Origin of the sequence: Nitrospira sp. KM1 (genome assembly GCF_011405515.1) — a bacterium.
Taxonomy (GTDB): domain Bacteria; phylum Nitrospirota; class Nitrospiria; order Nitrospirales; family Nitrospiraceae; genus Nitrospira_C.
In genome coordinates this window covers 3,962,651-3,976,948 of sequence record NZ_AP022671.1, presented here as the reverse complement: position 1 = coordinate 3,976,948, position 14,298 = coordinate 3,962,651, and the positions used below count along the sequence as shown (strand labels likewise).

Sequence of the window (14,298 nt, the reverse complement as noted above, 5' to 3'; positions counted from 1 at the left end):
CTTTATCCGTGTCGCTGGACCTGTTGCGACGACCAGTTGACCGGATCGGCATGTTTCGTCGGCAGATCGTGGGCGATACCGGAGAGGGTATCTACGGCCTGTGATCTGTGATAGTCGACTTGCCCGGTGCGCGCGACAACAGGTGACGTTTCATTGGGTGCCTGCGAGGCTATACGCTGCGCGTCAAACCGGACAGCCCATAACATGGTAAAAGCCGCGCGTATTTCGCACATGACGCCTCTCACCGGGACCCTCTCGGCCTCAAGGCGGAGGACCGCTTCCGGAGCCGCGGGAGCGAGTAACACAGCCGCAACGCACCAGGCAGCATCCGGACTTCGGAAGGTAAATATTTCGTCAAAATAAATATCAGCTCTGAAACGACTCGAAGGTTCAACCGCCTGTCCGCGTTCATGACTCGCCCCTCATGTGCCACATCGTTGATCATGAATTGTGTGGTCATTCGTTCGATACACCGTCGAACTTGCCATGCGGTAAAGCGCGAAGTGTGTTCCGGATCACGGGACTGCGCTTGACCGAATCTATATTGATATGCCTTCTCAAAATCATATACCTGTCATTGAACGATCCTGTATATGTTCGTGCACCCGATCGATTTGTTTTGTTTCCGGATGGCCGACGAGGGGAACGATCTTAGGAGTCGGCGCTCACCGGCCCTGAGCGCGCAGCGCGGAGGTAATCGTGATCTTGGCGGCCCGACATGCCGGAGGCAGTCCCCCCAGCAGGCTGATGGCGATTGCAAAGCACATGGTGAGGAGGGCGGAGGCAGGCGTCAACGTCAGCCGAAAGGCTAGTTCGGAGAACGTACTCCAGTTCATGGTGGAGAGCGTGATGAATTGCAATGCCGTGCCGCTTCCGATGGCGAGCACTCCGGCTACGGTGCCGAGAAGGACGGATTCGAAAAGAAACGCAGCGAGGATGGTGCGGCGGGTAAATCCCAGGGTGCGGAGCATGCCGATTTCTCCGATGCGGGAAGCGACCGCGCCGTACATCGTCATTGCACCTCCCAAAATCGCCCCCAGCGAAAAGACGAAGGTGACGGTCAGGCCGATCAGGCGAATGAACGTGGCCATCGTCACCGACTTTTCACGATAGTAATCGCGTTCGCGTTTCACCTGCAGCAGCAGCCGCGTGTCGGCCGCTATAGCTTCCTCGATCTGCCGAAACGCGGCTTGTTCAGACAGTTGAAGCGTGAGCGAAGAGTAGGAGTCACGCCCATAGGCCGCCATCAATTGATCGACATCCCCCCAAATTTCGGAATCGAAGGCGGTACCCTGTGCGTCGAGAATGCCGACGACGAGCCATTCCCGTTTGCCGATTCGTAGGTGCGACCCAATCCCGTTCGGGAGGAATCGAGTGGCAATGTGGGCGCCGACAACGATCTCGACCGTCCCTGGTTGCCATTGACGCCCCTGTGTGAGCCTGACTTGAGGGCGTAGGGTGAATGCTTCCGGTTGGGTTCCTCGGACGGTGACGTTCGCGGGAGTATCCGCACCGTGTTTGGCAAGACTAACCAGGACGACCAGTTCGGGGATGGCAAGCGGTTGTCCAGCAGGAGTCTTCGCGATGCCGGGAAGCGTGCGCACGATGTGGGCCTGGTCGCGGTAGATCCCACTCGCGATTTCCGTCGTGGCGCCTTTTCGCATGAGCAGGACATCGTCCTCCGAACCGCTTTCAATCAGCGCATGGTCCAATCCATTTCCCATCATGAGGACAGCCAGAAGGACCAGACTGACCAGGGCCAATCCGGCGATGGCCAAGACGGTGGTGCTGCTGCGAACCCACACGTTGCGGATGCTGTATGTCCATAAGAGAGTCATCGATCGGGGTCTTATCCGATATGGCGGAGATCTCGCGCCACGTTCGCCCGCAGCACGGCGGTGATGGGAATAGTTGAGGCACACACGGCAACCAACAATGTGACGGAAGCGCTCAAGATCAAGACGCCGAGGTGCCAGTCCAGGTGTGGAAACAAATTTCCCAGTTTGGCTTCGACAAAGTTCGCATAGAGGTGATTGGCCGGGATGGTGAGCGCCATGCCAAGGACTGATCCCAGCCCCGCGATGGACAGCGCCTCCCCTACGACCAGGGTCACAAGATGAGACGAACGGAACCCGAGCGTTCGCAACACGGCCAGCTCTCTGGTCCGTTCTCGTACGGTCATGACAAGCGTATTGGCCAGGACCAGGAGCGTGATGCCGTTTAGCGCGACCGCCAATACCTTCAATGCGCTGATGATGGCTCCTGACATCGCGACAAACCCCATCTGGAAGGCCTGCTCGGTTTCCGTCCTCGTCTCGGCCATTGAGTTGGCGAATGCGGCGTCAACCGCCCCTGCGATGGATCCGGCACGCGCCGGATCCGCCACGCGAATGACGTACCACCCTACGGTTCCGGCACGATCCGGATCCTGTTGCTGCCGCCGCTCGTTCATATAATCCCAACGGACCAACATCCATGATTCATCGGTGGTGGGCTCGCTTCCTCGATATATTCCCCGGACGATAAATTCCCAGTCTCCAGGATAGAGGGTCCCCTTGAGGGGAATGACATCCCCGATGTGCCATCCGTATTGTTCCGCCAGACGACTGCCGATGAGACAACCTCTCCGATCGCTCAAAAATGCCCGTTGCTCGTCGGGTGTGACCAAGATCTCCGTATGGAGATCGAGGAAGGATACCGGATCGATCGCGAACTGGGGGAAGAATCCTCTGGCCTCCCGATAGACACCTCCGAACCAATTGGCATATGCCACACCGGTGACTCCTTCCATTGATGCCAAACGATCCCGATAGGCGAGTGGAAGATGAATGGAGAGCGACGCGGCATGGCGGACGATCAACCTATTGGGAGCAGAGGCTTCAACGCCGCCATACCAGGCTCGGACGGTCGTGATGATGAGATTAAACGCCAGAATAACGGTAGCAATGCCGAAAGCCGTCAACAAGACGCGCGAGAGATGCCTTCGAAGATTACGCGCGATCAACGTGCCGAGCGTCATCCGTGACTTCCTTCCCTTTGTCGAAATGGAGAATGTCCTGCGCATAGCCGGCTGCGCGAGCATCGTGCGTGACCATGAGGATTGTTTTCTTCAGCTCTCGATGGAGGCGCGTGAGCAGGCCCATGATGGTTTCGGCAGAATTGCGGTCGAGATTGCCGGTCGGTTCATCCGCGAGAATGATGGTGGGGTCGCTCACGATGGCTCGTGCAATACACACACGCTGTTCCTGCCCTCCGGACAACTGGCGAGGATAATGATGCATCCGGTCACCCAGCCCGACGAGCCCCAGCGCGGCCTGCACGTGCGTGATCCGGTCCCGCGTGGAAAGCTTGCTGAGCAGGAGCGGAAGCTCCACATTTTCCGCGGCCGTCAAGACCGGGATGAGGTTGTAAAATTGGAACACGAATCCGATATGGCGGGCGCGCCATCGGGCGAGGTCCGCTTCACGTTGCGTCGAAACCGTGACTCCGGCGGCATGGATCGACCCCAGATCCGGACGGTCTAGTCCGGCGATCAGATTCAAAATCGTGGTTTTGCCCGACCCAGAGGGTCCCATGATGGCGAGAAACGTTCCCGGAGAGACCGACAGGCTGAAATCGCGTAGGACCGGCACCTCTTGTTCACCACGGAGATACGATTTCGTGACACCGCGGAACTCAATCGTAGGCTGATCCATCGATGGCAGGCCTCCTAGTTTCCGGCTCGTGCTCGAACCTTGGCGCCGGATGTGAGCGAAACAGGCGGGGCAAGGATCACTTTGACCGACGGAGGCAGCGCTCCTTGAATTTCACTGTCTCCACCACGACGCCCCAGCTCTTCAACGGGGATTTCTCTGGCAACCTCATCCTCGAGCACGAACACAACGGTACGGCCGTTGGCGCGTGACAATGACGAGGCAGGAACGAACATCCGAGACGAGATCTGTGAGGGCAATTGCGCGGACGACAGAAACGAGACGTTCGCACTCATTTCCGGGAACACACGATCGTCAAGTTCGTTGAATCGGATTTTGACGAGAACCGTTCCCTTGGATCGATCGGCAGTCGGGACGATCTGTTCGACGGTTCCCGAATGTCGTTTGCCGGGAACGGCGTTCACCACGATAGCCGCAGGCTGTCCGTGTGAGATTCCGGCCAGGGACGATTCGGATACCTCGGCCTCGACGACCAAAGAATTCATATCGGCGATCAGGACGACTGCGCCCCGCGAACTCGCGGAACTGGCCATGGGGGCAACCACCTCTCCGATCTCGGCAAATTTCTTCAGAACGATGCCGTCAAATGGTGTTCGAATCAGGGTACTATCCAGCATGACATCGGCAGTCTGCACGTCGGCCTCGGCTGCTGTAATGGCTGCCGACGATGAACGCACCGCTGCCTGGGCTCGGTGAAGACGATTGACGGCCGTATCGAATTCAGCCTGGGAAACGAATTGGTGTGGAAGCAAGGCTGCGGCCCGCTCCTGACTCAATTCAGCGTCCCGGAGTTCGGCGCGTGCATTGGCCAGCGCAGCTTTGGCGACATCCAACCGGGCCCGTGCCTGGTGCTGGATCGCCTGAACATCATCCTGTTGGATCCGGGCAATGACATCTCCTGCCTTGACACGGCTACCTACGGTCACACTTAAATATTCCAAGCGTCCCGTTCCTTTCGATGCCACCGATGCCTGTCGCTGCGCCACCACATACCCGCTCGCACTCAACAGTGGAGAGGAAACCTGGTTTTCGGAGACGCGAACCAGCATGGTGTCGACTTCCGGTGGCAAAAGGACAAGAACGCCGGATAGGTAGACCAGTGCCACACAGACACCGACTACTAGCACTACCAGCACCCATGTGAATCGAGTACGTCGCGGATCATGACTGCGCGGCGGCTCATCTCGCGGCAAGGTCAGCACGGACACATCGGCATCGCGCACAGGCGAACCGCTCATCGATGCCTTTCAAGCGCGTCACGATGATGCCGGCCGCGACGCGATCGAAAGCGGACGGGTGACTGACCTGTCGCTCGCTTGAAGAAGTGGCTGAAGGCCGACTGATCGCTGAAACCGAGTGCTTGTGAAATATCTACGACACTCTTATCTGACATTGACAGGAGAAAGGTAGCCTTCTCCAGTCGACGCTGCCTGAGATATTCCGTAAAAGATTCTCCCATGGTGCTATGAAATAGATCTGAGCAGTATTTTTCGGAATATCCTAGAAATTGAGATAGGACCTTGAGCGTCACCCCGCGATGTATATTGTCGTTGATGAACAGATCGATTTTTGCCTGCAGGCTCTTAGGATCAACTGGAATGTCGCGCTCAGCGGGGACGGCATTCGTTAAGGTAAATAGTTCGCAGATCGTTTGCAGAAATTCCTGTTGCGTTTCCGCCTGCGAAAGGCGCATGGCCCATTGCGGAGCCCGCCGGCGCAGTTCGGAGGCGATATCGTGAAGCCAATTCTGTTGATGTATGGAGTGCGCCGATCTGGTCATACAGTTAGGTGACTTTTCGAAGCAGTCCGAATTTCCATTTGATTTACTCAGGACATGTTTGGCGATTTCCCTCTGATCAGCTTGAAGGGGATATGGACAACACGTCGGCAACGTTTACATTTGATTTCCACACCGTTGTGAGACCATCGTGCGACTAACTGTCCGCACATGCAGCGAATATCACGCTCATCGACGCTAAGTTGATCTTGAACTCCCACAATGATCCTCCGGTGTGTGACAACAAAGCGGCTGAGTGCTCAAGATGTTTCGCCATCTTTGCATGTCAGAAAAAAGAAAAGCCCGGATCACCATCGTGATCAGGGCTCTGGGTTCGAACCTCTAGCCTGTTACTTATGGACGATGTGATGATTCAACATCGCCGCAAGCAATATTGAGAACGATTACTAATATCGTATTTTGAATGCGTCTGTCAAATCACCGCCCGATACGCGAGCACTGGCGGAATCATCGAGCGCTCCACCAGGAACTGTCTCCAGCACGCCCGCAATATAAGGCGTTGGATTATGCAATTTATTAATGAGACCCTCGCCCGCCGATGATTGCCATTGTAAGATTTTGGCCGTCGTGGATATCATTGCCGAACAAACTTATACTGGATCCGATGATTCTGGTGCGGCGTGTGTCGAATTGATGAATCTCAAACTGGAACGATGTGCCACCACAAATGGCCATCGCTGGCGAGCGACGGTCATTCGAGCCAAAATCCTAATGGCATGTCCTCGTGGGGCGAGTTGCCAGGATGACGCTCTAAGATTTATGAGGGCGGGCATGTCAGGGTAATGTCCTGGCACCTAATCAATGAGATACCGCTCTGCTAGACACACTCTCCCGTCGTGAAAATCCAACGGCGGCGGCAATACCACTCCCGAAGAGCCAGAACGCGGCGGGAACCGGCACAGGCGTGAGTGACCAAGTGCCCGTACTCACGAAGTTGAAGGGGGGTGCCGGAGGGGTTGCCGATCCCGATCCGGCGAATTGGAACGACTCCCCGTAGGCACCAAAAAACTGAAAGTTATTGGTCCCGGTGTAAGACGGAATTGTGAGTGGGCTATTGCTGAACAGTGAGGAGAAGACATTTGCCGTATTGTTGAATTGCCCCGACAGACTGACTGGAATCGCCGTCGTCGATCCCGTGACGGCTCCAGTCACTTGCACAGAAAATGACAAGAGATTGGCTTGCGTGAAAGTGCCATTGGGCATGACTAGGGACGAATCGATCCCCAGCAATGCCTGGACATTTTCACCGCCTCCAGTCCCGTTGAACTGAAATTGCACGAGCGACGCCTCCGCCGCGGTGCAAAACAGCCACCAGACGAGCATCCCACCCAACATGAGCACGGTTGAAACGGTTTTTGTCATATCCGTCTCCTTTCAGGAGAGACGGCTCCAGCGCTGCCAGAGCCGGTCTTGCATCGTTCGTCCGACACTGAAACCCGCTCATCTGAAGAGTGCCCATCCCTCCCACCGGACTCGCCCGCTGCTTCAGATAGACACCCGAAGGAAAGTGATCTACGTCGAACAATGCCAGGGACGATAGAAGACACGCAGGCGTTCGTCAATGCTTCTCGCCAAAACTTGATGAAGAGTTAACAGAGAAGGGTTCACTCCAGAAAAGCCTCCGACACGCGTAAATATTGATAGGGGCCAGCATAAACAGCCGACCAAATGGTGTTGCCGTGACTTGTTGAACTCACCTCTCCTTTGTTTGAGAACCCTTGGCTAACCCACTTGATAGTAAGGACACCAAGGCAACCGTACTCTACCGCCCTGTAATCTGCTTTTTGGATTGCCTCAATAAAGACGCAGGCAATAGGCGAAGTCTTTTGCTGTTCATCTTGCGCACCCAAACAATGATGCAATCGTGTTTTCATTAGAGAATGATCCCGCTCACATGCGCTTTCCATATCCGATCACGTTTCATTTTTCCCGGGGCTCACTTTCAAGCTTTACGATCGTCAAATTGCTCTGGATAAAGTGAGACAAATTCCCGGATGCTCGTTGCCGGCCGGCCAGTCACTCGCTGCACGCCGCCGAGTTACGGTGCGATAGACGTCATCCGGTTCGAGTAGGTCGCCAACCGCCACCTCGGCACCAGCAACTCGCAAGACCGCAGCCCGGTCGTCCCTGACGGCGGACCATGGCGCGAACCCGAAGACCTCGGTTGAGAAGTAGCTTGGTCACCGTTTCGGCCGACGGCTCCGAGCTGACCGGCTGCCCCGGTTACAAGTATCGGTCCGTTATCGACCATGAACCTTCCACATATGTGCTGACGCTCCTCAGATCCTCCTTGTCCCAACCTCCGCGACCTTCAGTGAGGAGACGCTCCCTCAGGGATGGTGAAAGTCACTGTCTTGGACTGACCGGGAACGGGTCGATGGATGGCGTTAACCAATTCGATTCTGATCTTGTGCTGGCCGGGCGGCAGTAGGGCCACGTCGATCGGGTTCGTACTCATGTCCGCCCACAGCCACGGCAGGTCGTCCACGTGTACATGCAGATGGCCCACTCGAGGAGATACGTCGAGGGCTTCCTTGCCAAATACAGGCACGATGTTCACGTTCTCAGCGTGCCATTCAATCCACACGACGCCCTGAGCCAAGAGGTCAGGAGCTGGCGACCCCACAATCAGTTTGGGTGGAGGTTCATTAGCTGGCGTAGAAGTTTCGGCCTGGACGGGGGCAACATCAAAAACCATCGCAACTGCGAACAGCAACAAAGCAGTCCGTTTCATAGTTCGTCCTCCTTGATGGATTGCACATGAGTTGCAAACCCTGCTGCAGAGGCCGTGTTACTGCCTGCGAAGAATCTTTCCAGGAGCATCACTTTGTACTGTCTGGGGATTTCATCGGCAGTACCAGCGCCTCGCCCTCCTGCGAAAGCAGAAACACCAAGAGCCTTGCCGGTGCAGTATTACTTACATTCTTGGACACGACGTGCGGTTTTTTAGGAGATTCATACCAACTCTGACCTTTTGAATAGATCACCGGCTTCTCTCCCTCTAATTGCGAGACTACGGCTCCCTCTAAGACGTAGGCGAACACCGACCCCGGATGAACGTGTGAGTCGGATGCAGCGCCTGGGGCATAGTCACGGTTATGAGGGTACCCTCTTTGCCGCTCATGTCAGCCAACTGCCGCTTCAGCAGCTCCGACACGGCGTCTTCTGCCAACGCTACCTGTCTCAGTACCAGAGTCATGCCGACCAGTACTGTCCAGTACAGAGTCTGTCTTGCGACTGTGCAGCCACACGATGAGATCGTCATCATTGACGTGTTCCTTTCCGGTAAATCTGTGCGTCAGTTTCTACTCAGCGATACGAAATACATTCTTGCCGCGCACAGGTTTTGTGTTTGTAGGCTTCCCTAAAGTTTTCCATCGAGAAAACGGCATCTACAATGGGTCGGATAATGCCGCTATCAATCAGCTGCGAAACGGTCATCAACTGGCTCCGGTTTGGCTCGACGATGATATACGCATCACGCACCCGCTGTTCCTTCGATCCTTCGGCGTCTGCTGCGATGGTCACCAACCGACCACCCTTTTTAAGCACCTCCCAGGAACGATCTCTCATATCGCTTCCGACCGTATCAAACACCACATCCACGTCCCTAACGGCGGTTCAAATGGCGTGATCTGGTAATTGATGACTTCATCGGCACCGAGAGCTTCAAGAAAGTCTATGTTCGCCGGTGAGGCCGTGGCGATGACGTGTGCGTTCTGACGCCGAGCCAACTGCACGGCAAAACTTCCCACACCACCGGCTGCGCCATGGATCAACACTCGTTGTCCTGCTGAAAGGTGTGCGCGATCTATGAGCGCCTGCCAGGCGGTCAGAGCGGAGATCGGGACGACCGCGGCCTGAGTATGCTCAAGAGTGATTGGCTTCGGCGCAATGTGGGCAGGCACAGTCAAACAATATTCAGCCTGAGCACCGTTTATGAACCAATCGCTCAGTCCATAGATGTGTTCGCCAACTTGGACATCAGTACAATCCGATCCGACTGCATCGAGAACGCCCGAGAATTCGTGACCCAAAATAATTGGGAACGGCCTTTTCCCGCCTTCAGGGGTATGAGACGTGGGGTACCATTCGAACTCCGTCGGTGTGATGGCCGTAGCACAGACCTGGACCAGCACCTGGTTGTTCTTCGGAATCGGTTTTGGTGTCTCCTCATAGACCAGGGATTCCGACCCACCGAGGTGGTGTAACCCTATCGCTTTCATGAGAATAGGCTCCGCCTACAGCCATCTGACAACCAATGTCCCGAGACAATGCCATTTTACTTAGTAATCAGTCTCCCAAAACTGTCAGAATTGACAGAGGAGGTTAGAAGGGTCCTGTCCATCGGTAACTAACGGGGTGGTCGTGCCGGCGTTCATTAGGAAGTGAGATCCGAGGATTTTTAAAACCTAGAGGCATTGGAAACTCCTACGCGGTGCTAGGATTGTGCTACAACGTTACCGCTAACTTCATCCAAATTCTTGTCTGAATTGCTTCATTAAACAGCAGCCTGGTAGGGATTTTGGGAGTGCCCGTTCCCGCACATCAAATTCAGGTTGGATCCATCCCCCTCTTCCGAAGTACTTCGTTTGGGTCTAACGCGAGTATGCCTTCCCGGCTAGTCTTGGTATGTCATCATTACTCACAAGTCAGGGAGGGAACACCATGAATTGTCGTCGCTGTCAGGGCTGCATGACTCAGGATCACTTCGTAGATTTGCTCGAAAGCGGTGGAGAATGGTGGACGCAAAGCTGGCGTTGCATTAACTGTGGATACGTCCTCGATCCTGTACTCGAACAGAATCGCCAAAAGCAACAGGTTGCTATAACCTCTGCCACTGTCCCCGCCGTCACCAGTTCGACTAGACAAGTGGAGTCGCTTCTTGATCAGGCAGATCGCGATTTCGATATAGCCGCGTAAATGGACAGCCGTTCAGAAGATGAGACCATAAAACTTGTGCTGGAACTAGAAGTCCGAACTAGTTCGGAGGAGACAACTAGGCTCTTTTCTCCGTGTCATTAGCAGAGTCGGTTGCATTGAGCCAGATTTGCGTTGTTTTCTTGTCACGTTATGAGCCGTGGGCTAGACTCTTGCCACATACATGGCACGCGCGAAGCCCGAGCGATCAAAAGCAAAACCCACGGCTCTCGAGGATCTGGCCCTCGGAATTGAAAAACTTCAAGGCTTTCTTTCCCAGATAGAGGACTTGGGCCGAGAAGGTTTTCCGTATCTTGAAGGCGCACGGTCAAGGACGGAGTTGCAATTGCGGGAATGCATCCGAAAGATCTTTGGTGACAAGTCCATTGAATATCAAACATACCGCCAACATAAATTATCCATGGAGACTCCCGCAGACACTAAGAAAAGCATCTCCCTAGTGCGGGGGCTCATTACGTCTCTAGAAGATAGAAAATTAGAAATTCAAGGACTCAAGTCACCATCTCCCGACTCGGAACCGTCTGTACATCATCTACCCTCCTCCCCCCTGTCGAAACCGAAGATGGCCCTCGTTCCGCCGTCAGCTCCATTATCGCCTCCTACTGCCCATGTCACGATCACAGCCGCACCCCCTCCCCAGCCTCCTCCCATCACCATGTCAGTGGCACTAACAACGAACCTTGACTTGACTTCCGTTTCCCCCTCCTCGGTTTCACCTCCATCTCCTCCTATCCCGCCTACGAGCGACCCAACCGCTCCCTCACCATTACACACATCAATGCCTGGTATGGCGGCTGAAAGGGTTACGACACCTGCTGCGCCAGCCCTATTGGATTCTGAGAACAAAACCATTACTTCGATTGCACCGGTTGAGCATTCTGCTTCATCAGCAAGCTCAACGCCTAAGACCGATATCTCTCATGCATCGCCCAACCAAAACACCGTCGCCACAGACGCTCCGGATTTATCCATGTCTATTCCAATCAAGCCGGCTAGGCAAACATCTGAGACCATACCATCCTTCGAGGCGGCAAATATGTCACGACTACTGTCTCCCACTGTCTCCACCATCGACTCTCTTCAACAAGTGAAATCCCTCTGTAAGAGATTTCACATGGTTGCGCGTCAATTGCGTCTTCGAGGGGAGTATCGTGCAACACTCGACGTTGAGGATGAGTTCGACGTTCAGGACTTGATGCATGCATTGTTACGCCTGCACTTTGATGACATCGATACCGAAGAGTGGACGCCTTCCTATGCAAACGGAGCGCATCGAGTCATGTTCCTTCTGGACGATGGTCAACTCGTTTTGATCGTCAAGAAGACGAGGACCGGGCTGTCCAGCAAGGATTTGGCGGGCCAGCTTCGTGCCGATGTCGAGTATTGCCACACGATCAAGCAGAAGGCCACTCTCTTATGCTTCGTCTATGATCCGGAAGGCCGCATCGGAAATCCCCGTGGACTGGAAACCGACGTGATGCGGATCACTGATCAATTGACAGTCGATGTGTTCATTGCACCTAAATGAGGCTGCCCATGAAACGAGGAAAATCCAGCGCCGCGCTACAACCGGTATCGAAAGCCGTGGCTGCCGGTGCAACATTGACAGGTGCGCCGGGCATCCGTTACGTTGACGGTGCGCCTGCCATTCCGGCGGTGCCCTGCACGATTCACGCGCCGGTGGACGGTGGAGTAGTCATGGCAGACCGTGCCTACGTTCTGATTCACGTGTTACCGGGCCAAACGAGTGCGGTGGTTCGCTCCCTGCGGGAAATCAAACAGATTAAGACCGTGGATCCTTGTTGGGGGAAGCCGGACATCATCACCGTCGTGGAAGTTTCCGACCAGGATGCGCTGACACAACTCGTTCTCAGCCGCATTCATGCAATTGAAGGCGTCACACAGACCGACACCCATCTTGTCTATCGCTTAAAGGAAGCCAAAATTAGGTGACCGCCTCCCGCTTATACCTGTTACTGTTAATCCTTGCCGTCGGCATCCCGGGCTGCGCCGGTCAATCAATACCTCACGAACCGGATGTCATCGATGTCGTCCTGCCTGCACCATCTGACAAGGTCAAGATGGCGGTGATCGAGGTGCTCTCTGAAGGCGGATATACAGTGCGTGAGGATGCACAGCGGCTCACCACAGACTATAGAGAGGAAATGGCCGGCCCCTGGGACTGGTTGTTGCGCTGGCGGCTGGGGACTGTCAGAAGTCGTGTCGAAGCGACCGTCACGGCCGACCATGAGACGACCTCGCACTTGTATATGAGCGTCCTTTACGAGGGCAAAGACGGCATACTAACGCGTTGGGATACGGCACCGACCGCGTTGCCTCAGAGTGCAGAACACCAGCTTCGACTGATCAAAAACACGCTGCGCATCTTGTAACTACGCATCCCTCTCGCCACCATCCAATTCGTCTCCCAAATCAACGCCGAATCGTTCTGCCATCCGGTAGAGGGTTCTCCGATCGATGCCGAGAATTTTAGCGGCTTTGACTTTATTGCCCTTTGTCTCCTTGAGGACACGCACTAAATGACGCTTTTCAACCTCTTCTAGAGTGAGGCAGACTTCCGTCGTCGTCAATTCGGGTGCATCGCTTTTTCTGCCAACTTCATTATGGGTTTGACGAATGCTGGAAGGCAGATCCTCAGGCGTTAACAGCGGACCGTGGCTGAGTGAAACCGCTCGCTCAATGGCATTCTCCAATTCGCGGACATTTCCAGGCCATCGATATCGTGAGAGCAGTTCCATTGTTTCTGGCAAGAATCCATGGACCGGTCTTGCCGCGCTGTTGGCATATTTATAGAGAAAGTGCTGAGCGAGCATGGGAATATCTTCGCTCCGATCAACCAACGAAGGAAGTGTAATGCGAACGACATTCAGCCGATAGAACAAATCGTCCCTAAATTTTCCTTCCTTGACCAGTTGTTCGAGGTTGCGATTTGTCGCCACAATGATCCGGACATCGACCTTGATCAGTCCCGTCCCCCCGACTCGCCGTACTTCGTGATCCTGCATGAAACGAAGCAACTTGACCTGAACCGCAGGACCCAATTCTCCAATTTCGTCCAAGAACAGCGTCCCGCCGTTCGCCGCGGTGAACAATCCCAATTTGCTGCCTACGGCTCCCGTAAACGCACCTTTTTCGTAACCAAACATTTCCGATTCGAGAAGCGTATCCGGCAACGCACCGCAATTCACAGGCACGAACGGCTTATCCCTGCGAGGGCTGTTTGAATGAATCGCGCGAGCAATGAGTTCCTTGCCCGTTCCGCTTTCCCCCTGCAACAACACCGTACTCTTGCTCTCGGACACCCGTGCCACAAGCTTAAATACTTCCATCATAGGAGGACTGTTGCCGACTAACGGGGACCAATCATCTTTCTCCTTCAATTCTTCCCGGAACCGTTCATTTTCACGGACAAGCCGGCAGTGATCGAGACTACGCTGCACGACAAGCTTGATTTCCTCTTTCTTGAACGGCTTGGCCAGGTAATCATAGGCTCCCTGTTTGATCGCTTCGATGGCTCCCTCGAGAGAGCCGAATGCTGTCAGGACCACGATCTCCGTGCCTGGGCTGAACCGCTTGAATTCGCGCAAGACTGCCAAGCCATCCACCGCTCCCATGCGAATGTCTGTCAACACCAAGTCGACTCGGCCTTGCCTACCGCGTGCAATAGCCTCCTCCCCGCTTGAGAAAGCCTCGACGTCATAACCTTCCTTTTTCAGCGCTTCGGCCAGCAACTCACGCGCCACAGAATCATCGTCCACGACAAGAATGGTTGCAGCTTGCATCAATTCCTCTCAATTGGGATGTTGAGCGTCTCCAATCTGACGT

The 14,298-nt window shown here is 54.8% G+C and carries 16 protein-coding genes; 3 read left to right on the top strand and 13 right to left on the bottom strand.

Annotation, left to right across the window (positions count from 1 at the left end):
- Positions 1-2: 2 nt before the first annotated feature.
- The 12 genes from W02_RS18690 to W02_RS18635 form a co-directional block, all read right to left on the bottom strand.
- The gene (locus W02_RS18690; protein ID WP_173050504.1) at positions 3-233 is read right to left on the bottom strand and encodes a hypothetical protein; all 231 of its coding nucleotides are present in this window, start codon (positions 231-233) and stop codon (positions 3-5) included.
- A 432-nt stretch (positions 234-665) separates the two neighbouring features.
- Positions 666-1,838 (bottom strand): ABC transporter permease, encoded by a 1,173-nt coding sequence (locus tag W02_RS18685; RefSeq protein WP_173050502.1) that lies wholly within the window; start codon positions 1,836-1,838, stop codon positions 666-668.
- An 11-nt stretch (positions 1,839-1,849) separates the two neighbouring features.
- Positions 1,850-3,019, bottom strand: coding sequence for an ABC transporter permease (locus W02_RS18680; RefSeq protein WP_173050500.1), 1,170 nt, complete (start codon positions 3,017-3,019; stop codon positions 1,850-1,852).
- On the bottom strand, positions 2,991-3,695 hold the full coding sequence (locus tag W02_RS18675) for an ABC transporter ATP-binding protein (protein ID WP_173050498.1): 705 nt from the start codon (positions 3,693-3,695) through the stop codon (positions 2,991-2,993). Before W02_RS18675 ends, W02_RS18680 begins: the two co-directional genes overlap by 29 nt.
- A gap of 14 nt (positions 3,696-3,709) precedes the next feature.
- Positions 3,710-4,951 carry an efflux RND transporter periplasmic adaptor subunit gene (locus tag W02_RS18670; protein ID WP_173050496.1) on the bottom strand — a complete coding sequence of 414 codons (1,242 nt, stop codon included), beginning with the start codon at positions 4,949-4,951 and terminating at the stop codon, positions 3,710-3,712.
- Complete coding sequence (locus W02_RS18665) at positions 4,948-5,493, bottom strand: helix-turn-helix transcriptional regulator (RefSeq protein ID WP_173050494.1); 546 nt, start codon at positions 5,491-5,493, stop codon at positions 4,948-4,950. The genes W02_RS18670 and W02_RS18665 overlap by 4 nt, the downstream gene beginning before the upstream one ends.
- Positions 5,494-6,309: 816 nt before the next feature.
- Entirely contained in the window at positions 6,310-6,873 is a 564-nt protein-coding gene (locus W02_RS18660) for a hypothetical protein (RefSeq protein ID WP_173050492.1), read from the bottom strand.
- 242 nt (positions 6,874-7,115) lie between these two features.
- Positions 7,116-7,385: a hypothetical protein gene (locus W02_RS18655; RefSeq protein ID WP_173050490.1), complete on the bottom strand. Its 270-nt coding sequence runs from the start codon at positions 7,383-7,385 to the stop codon at positions 7,116-7,118.
- A gap of 437 nt (positions 7,386-7,822) precedes the next feature.
- Entirely contained in the window at positions 7,823-8,245 is a 423-nt protein-coding gene (locus W02_RS18650; RefSeq protein ID WP_173050488.1) for a DUF6130 family protein, read from the bottom strand.
- An 88-nt stretch (positions 8,246-8,333) separates the two neighbouring features.
- The gene (locus tag W02_RS22280; RefSeq protein WP_197742249.1) at positions 8,334-8,555 is read right to left on the bottom strand and encodes a cupin domain-containing protein; all 222 of its coding nucleotides are present in this window, start codon (positions 8,553-8,555) and stop codon (positions 8,334-8,336) included.
- Between the two features lie 265 nt (positions 8,556-8,820).
- Positions 8,821-9,084, bottom strand: a complete 264-nt coding sequence (locus W02_RS18640) for a zinc-binding dehydrogenase (RefSeq protein ID WP_173050486.1) — start codon at positions 9,082-9,084, stop codon at positions 8,821-8,823.
- Positions 9,081-9,737 carry an NADP-dependent oxidoreductase gene (locus tag W02_RS18635; protein WP_173050484.1) on the bottom strand — a complete coding sequence of 219 codons (657 nt, stop codon included), beginning with the start codon at positions 9,735-9,737 and terminating at the stop codon, positions 9,081-9,083. Before W02_RS18635 ends, W02_RS18640 begins: the two co-directional genes overlap by 4 nt.
- Before the next feature lie 1,751 nt (positions 9,738-11,488).
- Between W02_RS18635 and W02_RS18630 the strand changes: the two genes are divergently transcribed.
- From W02_RS18630 to W02_RS18620, 3 genes are read left to right on the top strand one after another with little or no spacing between them, the layout of a single operon-like run.
- The gene (locus W02_RS18630) at positions 11,489-11,980 is read left to right on the top strand and encodes a hypothetical protein (protein ID WP_173050482.1); all 492 of its coding nucleotides are present in this window, start codon (positions 11,489-11,491) and stop codon (positions 11,978-11,980) included.
- An 8-nt stretch (positions 11,981-11,988) separates the two neighbouring features.
- Complete coding sequence (locus W02_RS21670) at positions 11,989-12,405, top strand: Lrp/AsnC ligand binding domain-containing protein (RefSeq protein ID WP_232068592.1); 417 nt, start codon at positions 11,989-11,991, stop codon at positions 12,403-12,405.
- A complete protein-coding gene (locus tag W02_RS18620; RefSeq protein ID WP_173050480.1) occupies positions 12,402-12,845 on the top strand; it encodes a hypothetical protein in 444 nt (147 codons plus the stop codon). Before W02_RS21670 ends, W02_RS18620 begins: the two co-directional genes overlap by 4 nt.
- Here W02_RS18620 and W02_RS18615 read toward each other — a convergent pair whose 3' ends face one another.
- A complete protein-coding gene (locus W02_RS18615; protein ID WP_173050478.1) occupies positions 12,846-14,255 on the bottom strand; it encodes a sigma-54 dependent transcriptional regulator in 1,410 nt (469 codons plus the stop codon).
- Positions 14,256-14,298 lie beyond the last annotated feature (43 nt).

What these genes read in the sequence shown, in the direction of transcription:
- W02_RS18615 (WP_173050478.1), bottom strand. Translation starts at nt 14,255, where the DNA reads ATGCAAGCTGCAACCATTCTTGTCGTGGACGATGATTCTGTGGCGCGT.
- W02_RS18670 (WP_173050496.1), bottom strand. Translation starts at nt 4,951, where the DNA reads ATGAGCGGTTCGCCTGTGCGCGATGCCGATGTGTCCGTGCTGACCTTG.
- W02_RS18685 (WP_173050502.1), bottom strand. Translation starts at nt 1,838, where the DNA reads ATGACTCTCTTATGGACATACAGCATCCGCAACGTGTGGGTTCGCAGC.
- W02_RS18665 (WP_173050494.1), bottom strand. Translation starts at nt 5,493, where the DNA reads ATGACCAGATCGGCGCACTCCATACATCAACAGAATTGGCTTCACGAT.
- W02_RS18675 (WP_173050498.1), bottom strand. Translation starts at nt 3,695, where the DNA reads ATGGATCAGCCTACGATTGAGTTCCGCGGTGTCACGAAATCGTATCTC.
- W02_RS18640 (WP_173050486.1), bottom strand. Translation starts at nt 9,084, where the DNA reads ATGAGAGATCGTTCCTGGGAGGTGCTTAAAAAGGGTGGTCGGTTGGTG.
- W02_RS18680 (WP_173050500.1), bottom strand. Translation starts at nt 3,019, where the DNA reads ATGACGCTCGGCACGTTGATCGCGCGTAATCTTCGAAGGCATCTCTCG.
- W02_RS18690 (WP_173050504.1), bottom strand. Translation starts at nt 233, where the DNA reads ATGTGCGAAATACGCGCGGCTTTTACCATGTTATGGGCTGTCCGGTTT.
- W02_RS18655 (WP_173050490.1), bottom strand. Translation starts at nt 7,385, where the DNA reads ATGAAAACACGATTGCATCATTGTTTGGGTGCGCAAGATGAACAGCAA.
- W02_RS21670 (WP_232068592.1), top strand. Translation starts at nt 11,989, where the DNA reads ATGAAACGAGGAAAATCCAGCGCCGCGCTACAACCGGTATCGAAAGCC.
- W02_RS18635 (WP_173050484.1), bottom strand. Translation starts at nt 9,737, where the DNA reads ATGAAAGCGATAGGGTTACACCACCTCGGTGGGTCGGAATCCCTGGTC.
- W02_RS18660 (WP_173050492.1), bottom strand. Translation starts at nt 6,873, where the DNA reads ATGACAAAAACCGTTTCAACCGTGCTCATGTTGGGTGGGATGCTCGTC.
- W02_RS18650 (WP_173050488.1), bottom strand. Translation starts at nt 8,245, where the DNA reads ATGAAACGGACTGCTTTGTTGCTGTTCGCAGTTGCGATGGTTTTTGAT.
- W02_RS18630 (WP_173050482.1), top strand. Translation starts at nt 11,489, where the DNA reads ATGTCACGACTACTGTCTCCCACTGTCTCCACCATCGACTCTCTTCAA.